At 70.7% G+C, this 16813-nt stretch carries 13 protein-coding genes; 3 read left to right on the top strand and 10 right to left on the bottom strand.

The features are described 5' to 3' along the window. Positions 1-2 precede the first annotated feature (2 nt). Genes MFF22_RS06815 through MFF22_RS06775 form a run of 9 tightly spaced genes read right to left on the bottom strand, consistent with a single transcriptional unit; the run spans position 3 to position 11000 of the window. The gene (locus MFF22_RS06815; RefSeq protein WP_238248233.1) at positions 3-683 is read right to left on the bottom strand and encodes a cytochrome c oxidase subunit 3; all 681 of its coding nucleotides are present in this window, start codon (positions 681-683) and stop codon (positions 3-5) included. Further along, positions 680-2356 carry a cytochrome c oxidase subunit I gene (locus tag MFF22_RS06810; protein ID WP_238248232.1) on the bottom strand — a complete coding sequence of 559 codons (1677 nt, stop codon included), beginning with the start codon at positions 2354-2356 and terminating at the stop codon, positions 680-682. Before MFF22_RS06810 ends, MFF22_RS06815 begins: the two co-directional genes overlap by 4 nt. Further along, on the bottom strand, positions 2353-3321 hold the full coding sequence (gene coxB / locus MFF22_RS06805) for a cytochrome c oxidase subunit II (RefSeq protein WP_238248231.1): 969 nt from the start codon (positions 3319-3321) through the stop codon (positions 2353-2355). The genes MFF22_RS06810 and coxB overlap by 4 nt, the downstream gene beginning before the upstream one ends. After that, entirely contained in the window at positions 3318-3827 is a 510-nt protein-coding gene (locus tag MFF22_RS06800; protein WP_238248230.1) for a hypothetical protein, read from the bottom strand. The genes coxB and MFF22_RS06800 overlap by 4 nt, the downstream gene beginning before the upstream one ends. Further along, a complete protein-coding gene (locus MFF22_RS06795; protein ID WP_238248229.1) occupies positions 3824-4876 on the bottom strand; it encodes a hypothetical protein in 1053 nt (350 codons plus the stop codon). The genes MFF22_RS06800 and MFF22_RS06795 overlap by 4 nt, the downstream gene beginning before the upstream one ends. Next, positions 4873-5421 (bottom strand): c-type cytochrome, encoded by a 549-nt coding sequence (locus MFF22_RS06790; RefSeq protein WP_238248228.1) that lies wholly within the window; start codon positions 5419-5421, stop codon positions 4873-4875. Before MFF22_RS06790 ends, MFF22_RS06795 begins: the two co-directional genes overlap by 4 nt. After that, a complete protein-coding gene (locus tag MFF22_RS06785; protein WP_238248227.1) occupies positions 5418-7400 on the bottom strand; it encodes a quinol:electron acceptor oxidoreductase subunit ActD in 1983 nt (660 codons plus the stop codon). The genes MFF22_RS06790 and MFF22_RS06785 overlap by 4 nt, the downstream gene beginning before the upstream one ends. A 37-nt stretch (positions 7401-7437) precedes the next feature. After that, positions 7438-10395 (bottom strand): TAT-variant-translocated molybdopterin oxidoreductase, encoded by a 2958-nt coding sequence (locus MFF22_RS06780; protein ID WP_238248226.1) that lies wholly within the window; start codon positions 10393-10395, stop codon positions 7438-7440. Continuing rightward, a complete protein-coding gene (locus tag MFF22_RS06775) occupies positions 10392-11000 on the bottom strand; it encodes a cytochrome c3 family protein (protein ID WP_238248291.1) in 609 nt (202 codons plus the stop codon). The genes MFF22_RS06780 and MFF22_RS06775 overlap by 4 nt, the downstream gene beginning before the upstream one ends. A gap of 302 nt (positions 11001-11302) precedes the next feature. Here MFF22_RS06775 and MFF22_RS06770 point away from each other — a divergent pair, with 302 nt between their 5' ends. The 3 genes from MFF22_RS06770 (at position 11303) to MFF22_RS06760 (ending at position 16477) form a co-directional block, all read left to right on the top strand. Then, positions 11303-13882: an ABC transporter ATP-binding protein gene (locus tag MFF22_RS06770; RefSeq protein WP_238248225.1), complete on the top strand. Its 2580-nt coding sequence runs from the start codon at positions 11303-11305 to the stop codon at positions 13880-13882. A gap of 174 nt (positions 13883-14056) precedes the next feature. After that, a complete protein-coding gene (locus tag MFF22_RS06765) occupies positions 14057-15220 on the top strand; it encodes a L,D-transpeptidase family protein (protein WP_238248224.1) in 1164 nt (387 codons plus the stop codon). A 297-nt stretch (positions 15221-15517) separates the two neighbouring features. Then, complete coding sequence (locus tag MFF22_RS06760; RefSeq protein WP_238248223.1) at positions 15518-16477, top strand: MBL fold metallo-hydrolase; 960 nt, start codon at positions 15518-15520, stop codon at positions 16475-16477. Positions 16478-16493: 16 nt separating this feature from the next. Here the strand turns inward: MFF22_RS06760 and MFF22_RS06755 are convergent, their stop codons facing one another. Next, positions 16494-16697: a hypothetical protein gene (locus MFF22_RS06755; RefSeq protein WP_238248222.1), complete on the bottom strand. Its 204-nt coding sequence runs from the start codon at positions 16695-16697 to the stop codon at positions 16494-16496. Between the last annotated feature and the right edge of the window lie 116 nt (positions 16698-16813).

The following is a 16813-nucleotide window of genomic DNA, read 5'->3' as shown; positions in this document are numbered from 1 at the left end:
GGTCAAGTCGCCCGGTTGACGACGTAGAGGATCGGGAAGGCGAGGATCCAGACGAGGTCTATGAAGTGCCAGTACAGGCCGTAGACCTCGATCCAGTTCTGGTGCCGGGACAGGAACCCAGCCTTGGCCGCCATCCACGTCATGCCGAGCAGGAGGGCGATGCCGGTGAACAGGTGGACCGCGTGGAGGACAGTCGCCACGTAGTAGAGGTTCACGAAGAGCCGCGCCGCCGGCGTCTCGGCCAGCTCGAACGGGCGGTCGGCCAGGAAGGGCATCATGTGCTCCGACCAGTCCGCGTAGTACTCGTAGCCTTTCAGGACGAGGAACAGGGCTCCCAGCGCCGCCGTGGCGAGCATGGCCCGCACCATCGCCCGCTGCCAGCCCATGCGCGAGAACTCGATGGCCATGGACATAGTCAGGCTGGAACAGATCAGCACGACGGTGTTCGTCGCGCCGATCCAGAACTTCAGGTGGCGGGCGGCCGCCACCGTCGCCTCCGGATGCTGGATACGGGTGATCAGGGCCACGAGGAACAGGGCCGAGAACAGCAGAAGCTCTGTGATCAGCCACGCCCAGATACCGAGCGTCGCCGCCTCGCGCTGCTGCGCCACGCTCTCGAAATGGTGGGCGCGGGCGACGCCCACCCCGTCAGCGAGGGGCTCGTTGACGAAAGACTCGCTCATCGGTGCTGGTCTTTGGATTCGGTGGCCTGGATCGGGTAGTCGTAGGGGATGCGCGGCACCTCCGGCGGGCTCACGAAGTTCAGGGTCGGCGGCGGGGAGGAGGTCTCCCATTCCAGGCCCTTCGCGTCCCAGGGGTTGGCCGGCGCCTTCCGGCCGAACCACAGGGAGTAGACGAGGTAGAGCATCGGGAAGATGTACCCCGCGGCCAGGATCGTCGCCCCGGCCGAGGAGAGCACGTTCAGGAGCTGGAATTCCGGCGGATAGGTCGCGTAGCGCCGGGGCATCCCGAGATACCCCAGGATGAACTGCGGGAAGAAGGTGACGTTGAAGCCGAGGAAGATCAGCAGGGCCGAGACCCTTCCCCACGGCTCGCTGTACATCCGGCCCGTGAACTTCGGCCACCAGAAGTGCAGGCCGCCCAGGAAGGCGAGCACCGTGCCGCCGACCATGATGTAGTGGAAATGCGCCACCACGAAGTAGGTGGCGTGCACGTGCTGGTTGATCGCGAGGGTGGCGAGGTAGAGCCCCGTCAGGCCGCCCAGCACGAACAGGCCGATATAGCCCATCGCATAGAGCATCGGCGTGTCGAGGCGCAGGCTGCCCTTATGGATCGTCGCGGTCCAGTTGTAGACCTTCACCGCCGACGGCACCGCCACGGCGAAGGAGAGCGACGAAAAGACGAGGCTCGCGAGATCGCTCTGGCCGTTGATGAACATGTGGTGGCCCCACACGAAGAACGTCACCGAGGCCAGCCCGATCGAGGCGTAGGCGACGAAGCGGTAGCCGAACAGCTTCTTGCGGGCGAAGGCCGGGACGATCTCGGAGATCACCCCCATCCCCGGCAGCACCATGATGTACACGGCCGGGTGCGAGTAGAACCAGAACAGGTGCTGGAACAGCACCGGATCGCCGCCGAAGGCCGGATCGAACACTCCGACATGGAAGGCCCGCTCTGCGATGAGCAGGATCAGCGCCGTGGTGATGACCGGGGTGGCGAGCAGGAAGATCAGGCTCGTGGCGTAGTGCGTCCAGACGAAGATCGGCAGCTTGAACCACGTCATGCCGGGCGCACGCATGGTGTGGATCGTCACCACGAAGTTCAGCCCAGTCAGGATCGAGGAGAACCCGACGATGGTCACCCCGATCAGCGCCGGCAGCACCCAGGTGTTCGAGAAGGCGGTGGAGAGCGGCGCATAGAACGTCCAGCCGGTGTCGACGCCGCCGAGCACCACCGAAACCAGGGTAAAGAGCGCCCCGGCCATGAACACGTACCAGCTCGTCAGGTTGAGCTTGGGGAAGGCGAGGTCCTTGGCCCCGATCATCAGCGGGATGAGGAAGTTGCCGAAGGTGGCGGGGATGGAGGGGATCAGGAAGAACCACACCATCACCACCCCGTGGATGGTGAAGGCCTTGTTGTAGGTGTCGTTGCTCATGATCGCGCCGTTGGGCACGACCAGCGCCAGCCGCACCACACCGGCCGCCAGCGCCCCGATCACGAAGAAGCCGGTGATCGAGACGAGGTAGAGGATGGCGATGCGCTTGTGGTCCGTGGCGAGGAACCACGAGCGCAGGGTCGATTCCGCGTGGAGGTAGTCGGGCTTGCGCCCGATGGTCGCCTCAGGGGAATGCGGTTCCCGGTGGGCGGCGCCCTCGACCGTGCCCGATGCGCTCATCGCGTCGCCTCCGCGGATTGGCCGGTGCCCGGATAGGCCTTGATGAAGTCGATGATCCGGCCGAGGTCGTCCTCCGGGATCCGCCCGGCGAAACTCGGCATCACCTGCTTGCCGCCGCCGGCGAGCTTGTCGCCGTTGGGGTTCAGGATCTTGTCCCGCAGCCACCCGTCGTCGGCGGTGACCGTGCGGCCGTCGGCGAGCTGGACCTTGCTGCCGTAGAGACCGGCGAAGCCCGGCGCCCCGACCGGCGAGCCGGGCTCGTGGCAGCCCGCGCACCCGTAGGCTTGGTAGAGGACGCGGCCGGCGGCGACCTTGCCCTGCTGGGCGCCCGCATGGACCAGCCAGTCCTGATAGTCGCCGGGGTTCATGAAGGTCACCTTGCCGCCCATCACCGAGTGGTCGGTGCCGCAATATTCCGAGCAATAGAGGTGGAAGGTGCCGACCTTGTCGGCCTTGAACCACATCTCGGTGTAGCGATCGGGGAGGGCAGCCACCTGCATCCGCACCGCGGGCAGGTAGAGGGCGTGGATCACGTCCTGGCTGATGATGCGCATCTTGATCGGCTGGCCGATGGGCAGGTGCAGATCGTTGATCTCGGACTGCCCGGTGGCGTGCTGGAACTTCCACATCCATTGCCGGCCCACCGCCTCGACCACCATCGCGTCGGGCGGCGCGTTCCTGGACTGCACGAAGAGCTGCGCCCCCCAGGCGAAGAAGATCAGGGTGAGGAGGAACGGGATCAGCATCCAGCTGATCTCGATGAGGTTCGAGCGGATGCCGGATGGGCTGCGGTCGGCCTCCGATCCCTCCCGGTAGCGCAGGGCGAACCACGTGATGGCGATGAAGACCGGTACGGTCAGCGCCAGAGTCAGGACCGTGAAGGCCAGGATCAGCTCGTCAGTCTCGACGGCCTTGACCGAGGCGGCGACGGGCCAGAACTGGATGGCGGCGTGGTCGGGGGTCATCGCGGAGCGCCTCCGTCGAGGGACCGCCCGACCGCGAGCTGCATCGCCCGGTCGATCGGGATGTGGGCCCGGCTGCGGGCGGCGTCGGCGTAGCCGTAACCGGCGAGGGCCTTCTCGGCGCCCTCCCGCTGCCGGTCGAGGTCGGCATAGGGGTTCGGCTGCAGATTGGGCGCGGGCGGGACGAGTTGCGTCGTCTGCTGCGGCGTGAGGGTGGGGAGGGCGGCCTCCTGGTGCGTGACGAAGAGGTGCATGAGGAACACCATGCCGCCGATCACCGTCACGGCGGAGACGGCGAGGCCACCCATAACGTAGGCGGTCGTGCGCACGTTCACGTCGCGCGTCTCGTGACCCGGCCCCGTCTGGCCTTGCCCCTCGCTGTGCGCCCGTGGCGGGCCGGAGCCCGGTGCGCCGTCCGGGCGACGGGGGACGACGTTGGCACCGCGTAGGGCGAGGGCCGCGAGGATGGCGGAGACGAGGCCCGCGGGCGACCGGCTTCCTCCGCTCATCGGGCATTCCTCGCGCGGGTGGGAGACGGCTGGCCGAGGCGGCCGGCGAGGAGGGGGTGCAGCACGCCCGCGAGGCACGCCACGGCGAGGGCGGCCAGGATGTCGGCCGGCCGGATGGCGAACCGGTCCCGCACGGACGGCGTGACGAGCCAGAACATCTCCAGGGCGTGGACGAGGAGGGCCGCGGCGGCCAGAGCCCGCACGATCACCCGGCCGGGACGCAGGGTGGCGAGACCGGCGAGGCTCGCCACGATCCCCGACAGGATCGCCAGGGACCGGCCTGTCCACCCACCCCGGGCGGCATACCACGCCACCTCGGCGGGCAGGTTGGCCGACCAGACGATCAGCGCCTGCACGAAATGCATGTAGGCCCACAGCCCGAGCAACACGACGAGGGGGATGAGCCGCCCCCGCCCGGGCACGACCCGGTTCCGACCGATGGGCTCCGGCTCTTCCCAGGCCAGCAGGGTGGCGGCGGCGAAGGCGAGTCCGCTCCAGGCGGTCATCAACAGGAGGCCGAGGATCGCCGAATCGAGCCGGGGATCGAGGGCCGCCACGACATCGATGGCGAACAGGGTCCCGACGACCGCATGCAGGGCCACCGCCGGCACCGTGCGGCCCTCGCCCGGCGCGTCGAAGGGCCGGGCGAAGCGCAGGCACAGCCAAGTCCAGGCGGCAAGGTAGACGATTCCCCGGGCGAGGAAGAACGGCACCGTGAACCAGATCGCGGCCAGGGCCGTGCGCGGCGGCTCATGGGTCCACGGATAAAGGGAGGTGCTCGCCGCCAGGATCGGCAGGCCGAGCAGCGCGGCGGCCGGCATGAGCGACATCAGGCGGCGGAGGGAGGCGAGCATCTCGATCCCACCGCGCTCGCGGACCTTCCGGCCAAAGCGCTCGGCCACCACCGTCACCGGCAGGGCGCCGACGGGCAGGGCCAGGAGGACGAGCCACGCGGCGAGGCAGGAGGCGGACGCGCCCCGGGTCCCGCCGAAGAGGATCGCCAGGGCCAGGGCGCCCGCGCCGAGGAGGGCGAGGATGGGCATCCTCATCGGGTCGCCTCCAAAGCGGCCTGGTCGGCCGCGGGCAGGGAGGCGACGGGCGCGTCGTGACTGATCTGCAGGGCGCGGACATAGGCGACGATGGCCCAGCGATCCTCCGAGGGGATCATCTGGCCCATGCCGAACATGCTCTTGTAGCCGTTGGAGATCGCCCCGTAGATCTCCCCCGCGCTTGCCTTCTGCAGGCGGTCCGAGGTGAGGTCTGCGGCATGGGGGAAGCCGCGGGCGACGATCATGCCCGCGCCCCGCCCGTCCTGCCCGTGGCAGGGGGTGCAGAACACGGCGTAGCGGTCCTGCCCCCGCTCGACGAGGGCCGCCGTGATGGTGGCGGGCTGCGGCGCCTCCCGGGTGGGATCGGCCCGGGGCACGGTCCCGGCGACCGGGTGCCGCATGGTCATGGCTTTCGGGAAGAACGGGTTCTTGTCCCAGGTGCGGGCCTTGGCCTGCTCGTCCATGTTCGCCTCCCCGCAGGCGGCCAGCGGCAGGGCGAGGAGAACGGACAGGAGGATGGGGCGGCGGAGGAAAGGCCGGCTCATCGGGGGACCCGCGCCGTGGCCAGGGGCCGTCCGCCCCCGGCGGGCAGGCCGGCGAGGCGCCGTTCCAGCCTCGCGGCATCGGTGCCGTCCTCGGCCATTTCGGCCGCCAGGAAGAAGCGGTCCCCGGTCGCCCGGTGGAAGTCCGGGATGTTGAAGGCCGGATGGTTCAGGCGCGGTAGCCGGTTCAGCACCAGGAGCGCCGCATGGACGGCGAGACACCCGCACAGCATCGCGAAGGAGACGCTCGGCACGACGAAGGACGGCCAGGAGAAACGGGGCCTCCCGCCGATCAGGAAGACGTAGTCGTAGGCGGTGGCGTAGACGCACATGGCGTAGAAGGCCGCACCGCCGCCCAGCGCGCCCATCAGGGCGTAGGGCAGGATCGAGCGCCCCTCCAGGCCGAGGGCCCGCAGGGTACGGGGCATCGGCACCGGCCCGTAGGCATCCAGGCGGACCGGGCCCCTGAGGGTGGAGAGGGCCTGGAGGGCCGTGGCGAGCTCGGCCTCCGTCGGGAAGGCGGCGGCGACCCCCCAGAGGGGCGCCTCCTGCCCGCTCCCCCGCAAGGCCGCCTCCTGCCGTTGGGCCCCCGCCGGTTCTTCGGGGCTCCCCGGGGGGACGAGGCGACGGATTGCGGTGATGGAAATCGCCGGGAAGTACCGCACGAACAGGAGGACGAGGGTCAGGAACAGTCCGAGCGACCCCACGAAGGTCGCGATGCCCCACACGTCCACGGCGTAGGGCAGGCGGGAGGAGGGCAGGAAGTCCTGCGTCAGGGTCACGACGAGGATCATGACGTGGTCGGCATAGGCGCCCGCCGCGACGAGAACGCCCGCCGCCGCGAGAGCCGGGGCCGAGCGCCGCGCCCTGGCCGACCAGAAGATCTGTGGCGGCAGCACGAGGCCCAGCACCGCCGCCCAGAAGGCGAGGGCATGGCCTCCCTCCATCCGGCGCACCAGGACGGCCCGGCCGGCAGCGTCGCCGTTGAGGAAGGTGTCGAAGAACTCGGCGCCGTAGCAGTAGGCGCTGGCGCAGCCGAGGCAGAGCATCAGGCGGGCGAGGGCGTCGAGGTGGCGGTCCGTGACGAGATGGTCGAGGCCATAGACCTGCCGGATCAGCACGATCACCGCCGCCGTCACCCCCACGCCCGACAGCACGGCATGGATCAGGAAGCTGATCGGCATCAGCGTGCCGTGCCAGCCGGGCATGACCGAGCCCGCGAGCATCACCGAGGCGCCGGTCTGCACCGAGACGACGAGGAGGATGCCGAGGAGGGCCACGACCCGATAGGCCTGCCCCCAGATCTGCCAATGCGCGGCCGACCCGCGCCAGCCCGACGCGAGGATGCCGTAGGCCTGGGCGCGGAACAGGGCGACTTTCCTCGTCGGTGACACCGCCGCGAGCTGCCGGGCGGCCTCGCCGTGGGCGTGGTCGCGCAGGCAGGCGATGTCGGGCAGGAGGCCGATGTACCAGAGGCTCAGGGTGACGACTAGGAATGAGACGATGTCGATGGCGTCCCACAGCAGCGGGGAGCGGAACTGCGGCCAGAGGTTGAAGGTGTTGGGATAGGGCAGGTTCCAGTAGAAGAACCACGGCCGTCCCAGATGGATGATCGGGTACAGCCCGGCCGCCGCCGTGCCCAGCAGGGCGACGGTCTCGGCGATCCGGTTCACCGGCCCCCGCCATTCGGCCTCGAGCAACAGCAGGATGCCCGAGACCAGGATGCTGCCGCAGGCCACGCCGATCCACCAATCGTAGCTGGCGATGTCCAGCGCCCAGACGACGGCGTTGTTGTTGTCCCAGATCCCGACGCCCTCGTAGAGCAGGTATCCGAGGGTGAGGGCGAAGAGCCCGAGTAGCGCCACGGCTCCGGCGAAGGCGATCCACCAGCGGCGGCCCGCGGGATGGGTGAGGGGGATGGCGCTGACGGCGTCGCCGACGGAGTTCATGTCCTCGCCGGGATGGATCGCGGGTGCGGCCATGCTCAACACTCTCGCAGCCGAAGATGGACGAACGCCCTCATGTGCGCTGGCCCTCCTTCGCGGACGCCTTGAGTCCGGCGAGGTAGGTGGTGCGCGGCTTGGTGTTGAGGTGGCCCAGCAGCGCATAGTTGCGCGGGTCGGCCTTGGCCACCGAGACCGCGCTTTTCGGGTCGGCGACGTTGCCGAAGGTGATCGCCCGGGTCGGGCAGGCCCCCTGGCAGGCCGTCTCCACGGTGCCGTCGGGGATCGGCGCGTGGGCGTCCTTGGCCGAATCGATGCGGGCGCTGGCGATGCGCTGGATGCAGTAGGTGCATTTCTCCATCACCCCCCGGGCGCGGACTGTCACATCCGGGTTGCGCTGCTGCTGCGTCACGGGCGGCATCCCGCCGGAATAGTCGAGGTAGTTGAACCGCCTGACCTTATAGGGGCAGTAGCTCTGGCAGGTCCGGGTCCCCACGCAGCGGTTGTAAACCTGCAGGTTCAAGCCTTCGCTGTCGTGGATCGTCGCCTCGACGGGGCAGCCGAGTTCGCAGGGCGCCGCCTCGCAATGCATGCAGGGCACCGGCTGGAAATGGGTCGCCGGCGCCTCGGGATCGCCCTCGTAGTAGCGGTCGATCCGGATCCAGCCGAGCCAGCGCCCCCGCGCCACCTCCTCGCGGCCCACCACGGGGATGTTGTTCTCGGCCTGGCAGGCGGTGACGCAGGCGTTGCAGCCGGTGCAGGCATCGAGATCGATCGCCATGCCCCATTGGGCGGCGGTCCAGCGGTCCTGGGATTCGGGCGGCGGGTAGAAGGAGGGGGCCGGGGCCGCATCCTTCGCGTCGCCCACGGGGGGGCCGCCGACGGCCTGCGTGCGGATGATGGCGCGGCCCTCCTCGTCGTCCGGCAGGGCGCCGAGATGCTGCGTCGTGGCCGGCATCCGCGTCTCGCCCGTGCGGACGAGGCGGGCGCCGGTCAGGCGCCAGGGCGTGTCCAGGGGGCGCAGGGTGCCGGCATCGTAGCCGAGGCCGCGGGAGAGGTGGTCGGGCACGTCCCTGCCGTAGCCGAGGCTCAGGGTCACGGTGGACTCGGCCTGGCCCGGCATTATCCAGGCCGGGCCGGTGACGCTGCGCCCGCCCGCCTCGATCCGCACGAGGTCGCCGTCGGCGATTCCCTCCCGGGCCGCGAGCGCCGGGCTCAGGGCGACCACGTTCTCCCACACCACCTTGGTCAGGGGCTTGGGCAGTTCCTGAAGCCACGCGAGGTCGGCATGGGTGCCGTCGTAGAGGGTGCCGTCCGGGCGGAACACCACCTCGATGCCCGAAGCCGGCGCGGCGGCCTTGGCCTCGGGCGCCGTCCCCGTCACGCGCACATCCTCCGCCGCTGGCGCGCTGTCGGCGAAGAACCCCAGCCGCAGGGCCTCCGAGAACCGTGCCTCGAAAGCCGTGTCGTCCTCGCCGTCGCGGCGCCATTGCGCCTTGAGCAGGCCGAGGGCATCGGTGCCCTCGTCCGCCCGGGTGAGAAAGGCGAGCACCTCCTGCGGCGTGCGGCCGTTGTAGAACGGCGCTACCGTCGGCTGGATCAGCCCCACCGTCCCGTCCGGGGAGCGCACGTCGCCCCAGGATTCGAGGGGGTGGGCCAGGGGCAGGTGCCAGTCGGCGTGGGCGCCGGTCTCGTCGTAGTAGAGCCCCGCATGGATCTTGAGCGGCACGCGCTCCATCCGCTTGGCGAAGTCGAGGGCGCCGGGCGCCTCGTAGACCGGGTTGGCCCCCAGCACGATCAGCGCCTGCACCTCGCCCCCGTCCATCGCCCCGGCGAGGTCGGAGAGGGATCCGGCGCCCCCCTCCGCGACGGGCGCCAGATGGTGCAGGGTGGTCCCCGTATTGCCCAGCGCGCCGTTGAGGCGGTGGACGAGGGCGTGCAACGCCGGATCGGCGGACAGGCCCGCCGTGACGATGCCGGCGCCCCGACCCTGCGCCAGGGCCGTCCAGGCCCGGCGAGCCCAGCGTCCGGTGGGATCGTCGCCCGCCGGCTCGGCCCCGCCCCCGGCAGCGGCGAGCATGGCCCGGGCGATGGCCTCCAGGCGCCCGGCGGAGGCCGGCACCGCATCGTCCGCCTTGGCGCTCGTCAGGCCCGGTGTCGGCGCGGCGGAGAAGAGCGGGAGCAGACGCCCCTCGGCCAGGGCCGCCCGGCGGGCATCGCTCCACCGCCGCGACAGCCCGACCTGCCCCGGCCCGAGGTCGAGGAAATCGCCGTCGAGCGACACGATGGCCCTGGCCTTGCCGAAATCGGGCAAGGTCTCGACGGGGCGGCCATAGGCGAGGCGGGCGCCTTCCAGGATCCCGTCGCGGGACGAGCCGGCGAACCAGCGCGCCTCCGGATAGAGCTTGCGCAGCCGCGCCAGCTCCGCTGCGACCGTCGGCGAGGTGATCGGGCCGGTGAGCAGGGCGAGGCCCTTGCCCCCCGTCACCCGCCACGTGGCGGTCTCGGCGAGCATCGCGCCGTTGAAGGCCCCCCAGGAGGCCGGCCGGCCGAGATGCTGCACCGCCTGGCTGCGGAACGGATCGTACAGGCCGAGCACGGAGGCCTGCCCGAGGATGTCGGTGCCGCCACGGCTCCAGGGATGGTCGGGATTGCCCTCGACCTTCAGGGGCCGCCCGTTCCGGGTGGTGACGAGGATGCCGTTCCCGAACCCGTCGAACAGGGCGCTCGACGCGTAGGAGAGCGGCGCGCCGGGCACGATCCGCTCGGGCTCCTTGACGTAGGGGACCTCGTAGTCCCGACCGTCCACCCCGCAGGCGGTGAGGCCCCCCAGCGCGAAGGAGGCGGCCATCAGCTTCAGGAAACCCCGCCGGCCCGGCTGGGCGGCGAGGCACGAGGCGGCGGGAAACTCGACGGCGAGGTAGGTCCGGAACTCGTCCGAATCGGCCACTGCATCGAGGCTGCGCCAGAAGCGCGGTCCGTCCCCACCGGCGAGCCGGGCGCGAAGGGCGGGGAGGTCGGGAATGCCGGTCATCGGTGGCAGATCCCGCATTCGGTGAGGCGCTCGCCGCCCTTGACGTGGTAGCGCTCGGCGAGCTTGGGCCCCAGGCTCGCCTGATCGGCGGGGGGCTTCCACTCCATATTCCAAACCTCCGCAGGGGTGCGGAGGTTCTTCTCCGGCGCCCGGTGGCAATCGAGGCAGAACTTCATCTCGAAGGCGTTGGCTCGGTAGGTCATCTGCATCGACGTGACGTCGCCGTGGCAGCTCGAGCAGCCGACCCCCTTGGTCACGTGGACCGAGTGGTTGAAGTAGACGTAGCCGGGCAGCTTGTTCAGCCGCTTCCAGACCAGGGGCTCGTCGCTGGCATAACTGTCGCGGACGGGCTTGAGCATGTCGGAGCCGGTCCAGATCTGAGAATGGCAGGTCATGCAGGTGTGGGTCGGCGGGATGCCGGCGCTGGCATCCTTCTCCACACCGGTATGGCAATAGCGGCAGTCGACCCCGAGTTCGCCGGCATGGTGCTTATGGCTGAATGGGAGGGGCTGGCTCGGGGCGATCCCCACCCCCGTGACGTAGTTCGACCGGACGATGCCCGCGGCCAGCACCGGCACGGCCACGAGACAGGCGGCGAGCGTCATCAGGACGAGACGGTAGATCGCATCGGCGCCGGGCGAGAACAGCTGCGCCGTCGCGGGGCCCGCTGGCCGTTCGTCGGCGTTCCCCGTCACCACAACCCCTCCGACGAGCCGGACCCGGCGCGTTCAACCCAGCGGCGAAGGTAGCGCCATTCCGGGGTGGGGCCAGCCCTAAGCCTGCGGCCAATCGCGTTGGGGTCGGGGCCCTGCGCGCATCCGTCCCCCCCGCGGCGCGGGCGACACCGGACGCCCGGTCCGGCCTGAAACAGTGTAAGAGCCCGGTTCACCCCGTTTCCGAAGGTCCGATGGACACAGATCCCCTGCTCCTCACATGGCGGACAGCCCGGCGGCTGCATGCGGTCGCGGTCGCCCTCGCCGTGGGCCTCGGCGCGCCGCTCTGCACCCTGGCGTTGCTCTGCCTGAGGGACCTGATCGGGGTGATGCCCCAGGACGAGGCGGCGAGCCTGCCGTTCCTGCGGCTCGCGGTGGCCATGCCGCAGGGGGAGAGGATCCTGGCGCCGGGCGTCGCCCTGCGGCCGGCGGATCTGGAGCTGGCGGGCTTCCTCGGCATCGCGGTCTGCGCCCTGGTCCTCGCCGGCCTCGGCTGGCTGGTCGCCGCCCTGTGCTTCCGCGCCCAGAACCGCGCAACGGATGCGGTGCGCGAGCGGGTGATCCGGGCGATCATCGCCGCGCCGGCCGGCGCCCGGGACGACATCCGTGGCCTCGCCCGTCTGGTCGGAGAAGTCCTCAGCCGCAGCGAGCGCCTGCTCTCGGCCGGCATCGTCGTGCCGGCCATGACCCTGGTCGCCGTGGTCCTCGCCCTGACCTTCGCGGCCCTGGCGGCGCCCCGTCTGGTGCCGGCGGCGGCCATCGCCCTCGCGGCGGCAGGTCTGGCCGATACGCTGATCCTCCGGCGGGGCCGGGAGCGGCAGGACCTGCGGATGCGCACGGGGGCGCGGATCGAGGCCGGCCTGAGCGACCTCGTCCGGCGCCTGCCGGCGGTGCGCAACCACGGCGCGGGTGCTCTGGAAGAAGCGCGGATCACCGCCCGGGTCGCCGTCAACCGGGAGAAGATGGCCCGGGCCGAAGCGCGCCTCGCCTATGCCCGGGCCCCGGCCGTGGCCCTGGCCGCGATCCTGCCGGCCCTCGCCATCGGCTCGGCCCTCTGGCGCTCCTCCGGGACGGCGGGGCCGGCGGCGCTCCCCGTGGCGCCCGAGGCCTTGGCGGCGGCGGTGGGCGCCTTCGGCGTGGCCGCCTGGCTCGTGGGCGCCTGCGTCCGCCTGTGGTTCACCCGGCAGGCCGTCCAGCCCCGCCTCCGGGAACTGGCCCGGGCCATCACCGCCCTTGAAGGGCGCACCGCCCCGAATCCCGTATCCGCCCCGGCCACGCGGCTGCCGGGGCGCGGGGTGCTCGCCGCCGAGGGCGTCGGCGCCTTCGACCCCGTCACCGGCGAGCGGCTGTCGCGGGTCGACGTGACCGTCACCATGCCGGGCCATGTGGCGATCACCGGGGGCCGGGGCAGCGGGGCGCGGGTTCTCGCGGCCATCCTAGCGGGACAGATCGAGCCCACCGCCGGACGGGTCACCTATGCCGGTCAGGCCCTCGCGTCCCTCGATCCGGCCCTGCGGGCGAGACGGATCGCCTTCGCGGGCGGCGAGGCGGTCCTGATCGAGGGAAGCCTGCGCCAGAACCTGCTCTACGGCACCCTTCCGGCTCAGGCGCCCGACGACATCGCCCTCGTCGGCCTCTGCCGGCTGACAGGGCTCGACGGCTTCGTCTACCGCCGGGGCCTCGAAGGGCGGCTCGATCCGGAGGGGGATCCCACCCTCGCCGCCGCCGTGGTGGGAGCAAGGCGGGGGATGCAGGCCGCCCTCGCCCTGGAGGGGGCCGGCCGCCTCGTGGAGCCGTTCGACCCGGAGACCTACAATCACCAAGCGAGCATCGGCGAGAACATCCTGTTCGGCACACCGGTCGGGAGCGCCTTCGCCCCAGCGCGGCTCGCCCGCCACCCCTACATGCGCGCGGTGCTGGAGGCGGAGGACCTCGTCAGGCCCCTGACCGAGATCGGCCTGACGGTGGCGCGCATGACCGTCGAGATCTTCTCGGAGCTGCCCAACGACCACCCGCTCTTCGATGCCTATTCCCTCTTCCCGGCGGCCGAGCGGGGGTATTTCGAGGACTTGGTGGTGCGCCTGCCTGCCGCCGGAGCCCTGCGTCGGGGTCCCGCCGGACAGCGCGACCGCATGCGGCTCATCGGCCTCGCCCTGCGCTACAGCGAGACCCGCCACCGCTTCGGCCTGATCGATCCGCCCTTCGAGGAGCGCCTGCTTCAGGCCCGGCGCTCCTTCGCCCGGATGCTGCCGCCGCACCTGTCCGGCGCGGTCGAGTTCCACGACCCCGCCCGGATCAACCCCGCCGCCAGCCTGGAGGAGAACCTGCTGTTCGGCCGGGTGAGCCTCGGGGAGGCCAACGCCGAGAAGCGGGTCCGGGCCCTGCTCCGGCGCTTCCTGGCCGACGAGGGGCTGGAGGCGGCGGTCTATCGCCTCGGCCTCGACAGCGCCGTCGATCCCGCGGGCGGGGGCGCCCTCTCCGACGGCGCGGTCGGCGCCCGCGACCGGATCGGCATCGAACTCGTCCGGTGCCTCGCCCGGGACCCGGACATCCTCGTCATGGCGGTGCTGGAGGCCCGCCAGCCGGAGGATTTCGATTCCCGCCTCACCGGATTGCGCCACTCCCGGGCCGAACGGGGACTCATCGTCTGCCTGCACGGCAGCACGGTGCCCGACAGCCTCGACCCGTTCGATGCGGTAATCGCAGTGGACAACAGCGCCGTCGTCCCGGCGGACGCCCGGACCATCTCGGAACCGGCCTTAAGCACGCCGTAAAAGGAGGCGAAGGTCCATCGTCGCCGCAGGTTCACGCGCCCACCGGCACCGTGGGAGCGAGTCCATCGCGCTCAAAGGGGCGGGTCGGCGGGGAGACGCGTGGTTTAACAGTCGGTTAAGCATGATGCGGTTCCCGTGACGCCGCGTCGTGCCCCAGGAATTCGCCCCCGGTCCATGTTCCTCCGGAGAAGCCTCACCGCCGGCCTCGTGTGTCTCGCCCTCGGCACCGCCGCGGCGGCGCAGGACAAGGCGCAGGCACCGATCCCGGCGGCGACCCTGGCCCTGATGGCGGCCAAGGGCACGAGCGCCTCGGCGCCCGTCGTCTTCCGCGCCTATAAGCGGGAGTCCGAACTGGAGGTGTGGAAGCGCGGCCCCAAGGGCTACGTCTACATCAAGACCTTCCCGATCTGCCGCTGGTCCGGGCAGCTCGGCCCCAAGCATCAGAACGGGGACAGGCAGGTCCCCGAGGGGTTCTACACGGTCTCCCGCCGGCAGATGAACCCCAACTCCCATTATCACCTGTCCTTCGACGTCGGCTATCCGAACGAATACGACCGGGCGCATGGCAGCTCGGGTTCGGCGATCATGGTGCACGGCATCTGCTCGTCCATGGGCTGCTTCGCCATGACGAACGGGACGGTGGAGGAGATCTACGCCATCGCCCGCGAGGCCCTGGCCGGCGGCCAGGCGGCGTTCCAGTTCCAGTCCTACCCGTTCCACATGACCGTGGAGAACCTCGCCCGGCACCGGGCCGACCCGAACTTCGCCTTCTGGCAGAACCTCAAAGAGGGGTCGGACCGGTTCGAGGCGACGGGCGAGGAACCGCAGGTCTCGGTGGCGGGCGGGCGCTACGCCTTCGCTCCGTCGAAGGACCCCCGGCGCGAGGCGGCCTACGTCACCCGCCATGCGGTGGAGGAGGCGCGGATCGCCGCCCTGGAGGCCGAGGCGCCCGCTGTGCGCACCACCTATTCCGACGGCGGGCAGAACGCGTTCTGGGCCGCTTACGTCTCCAAGGGTGGGACGGTGGGCGACATCAGCCGGCCCGAGGCCCTGGCCTTCGCCGCGCAGGAGGTCGTCATGGTGCCGGCCCGCCGCCGCCCGGTGCCTGTCCCGGAGCATGTCTGGACCGCCTGGCTCGCCACGCGCGCCGTGCCCGCCCCCGTCCGGACCGCCTTTGTCCCTCCCTATTCCGCCACCCGCGATTCGGCGGCAGTGCTGGCCGACCCCTTCCAGTCGCGCTACGCCGACAGCTTGCCGCAACTTATGCGGGAGGAAATGGGCAAGCGGGGGGAGGTGACCGTCAGGCCCACGACCTTGGCCGCGTCGGCCCCTTTCTGACGCGCGGTTTGTCCTGAAAATTAAGAGACGGCAAAGCTTTACGCTGAGTCGAGGTCGTGGACGGGGCTCCCATCACGTGGGGCATGGCTGCCCTGTGAACGCCGGCCCTGGGCGCCGAGCCCGATGTGTGCGCCCGCACATCGCAGCAAGGTTGCATTCCCCAATTCATTGTCCGCGAGGGACGAAACGGTACTCCTGTCCCACTCGACTCTCGAACTTCGCCCGATTTCTCTGGAACGACGACGGGGGCCTGACCGTAAGCGGTCGGGAAGGTCCGTCCGAAGCCCCGTGATCACCATGTCCCACGATCCCGTGCCCCTTCCGGGCACAGCGAAAGACGACCTCGTCCTCAGGTTCTGGGGCGTGCGGGGATCGACCCCCGTGTGCGGGCCGCAATACGCCGAGTTCGGCGGCAGCACGCCGTGTCTGGAAGTCCGGTGCGGCGAGCGCCTGTTCGTCATCGATGCGGGCTCGGGCCTCTACAATTTGGGCCAGAACCACCGGACAGACCTTCCCCAGCAGGTGGATCTCCTCTTCAGCCACCTTCACCTCGACCACACGGCGGGCCTGCCCTTCTTCAAGCCGGCGGTGCTGGATTGCAGCCGGACCATCAACACATGGTGCGGGAACCTCCACGGCGAATCGGCGGGGCCGACCCTCGAACGGCTGTTCTCCCCGCCGCTCTTTCCGGTGTCGCTCGGCGACCTCTGCTGCACCTTCAACCATCACGGGTTCGAGGCGGGCGAGTCCTTGGTCTTCGAGGACGGGTCGCGCGTCGACACCATGCTCCTGAACCATCCGCAGGGCTCGGTGGGCTACCGGTTCGACCACCAGGGCCGGCGCCTTTGCATCATCAGCGACATCGAGCACCGGGACCCGTGGCCGGATCCGGCGCTGGCGGAGTTCGTCTCCGGCGCCGACCTCATGGTCTACGACGGCATGTTCACCGACGGTGAGTATCCGACGTGCCGCGGCTGGGGCCACTCCACGTGGCAGAAGGGCGTCGAGCTCGCCAAGGCGGCGGGGGTGAAGGCCCTTGCGATCATCCACCTGCACCCGGCCCATTCGGACACGATGCTCTTGGAGATGGAGGCCGACCTCCAGGCGGCGATGCCGAGCGCGTTCATCGCCCGGGAACGGCAGAGCATCGTGGTGGGCGGACAGCAGCCAGCCCTGTCGGACAGGCCGGGCGCTCCCTCGGGGGCCTCCTGCCGCCCGGCGGGCGAGGTCCGCCGCCGCCGGGTTAGGGCCGCCTGACTGCGCCGGCCGGGCCTCAGGCGGTGCCCTTGCGCCGGGAGCGCAGGTAGAGCCTGAACGCGAACAGGACGAACAGTGCCGCGCCGACGGTGAGAATGCTCCAGCCGTAGGGCGATACCGCCTGATCGTCGATCGGATGACCGATCCGGCCGAGGGCCACCAGCAGGCCGAAGACGGCAATCACCGCCGAAGCGAGCATTCCCAGAATCATCGCATCCATCGCTCGATCCCCGGCGCCCCGGGGCGGGAGCCTGGAGAATGCGTAGGCCCCAACGGCGTTCCCCGGCCCCGGGCGATCCCCGGTCACGCAGACGCGGACCGCCGACGCCCCTCCCA

It is taken from the genome of Methylobacterium persicinum, assembly GCF_022179525.1.
Taxonomy (GTDB): Bacteria; Pseudomonadota; Alphaproteobacteria; order Rhizobiales; family Beijerinckiaceae; genus Methylobacterium; species Methylobacterium persicinum.
The sequence above is the reverse complement of the archived record's forward strand: the minus strand, read 5'-3'. Positions and strand labels throughout refer to the sequence as shown.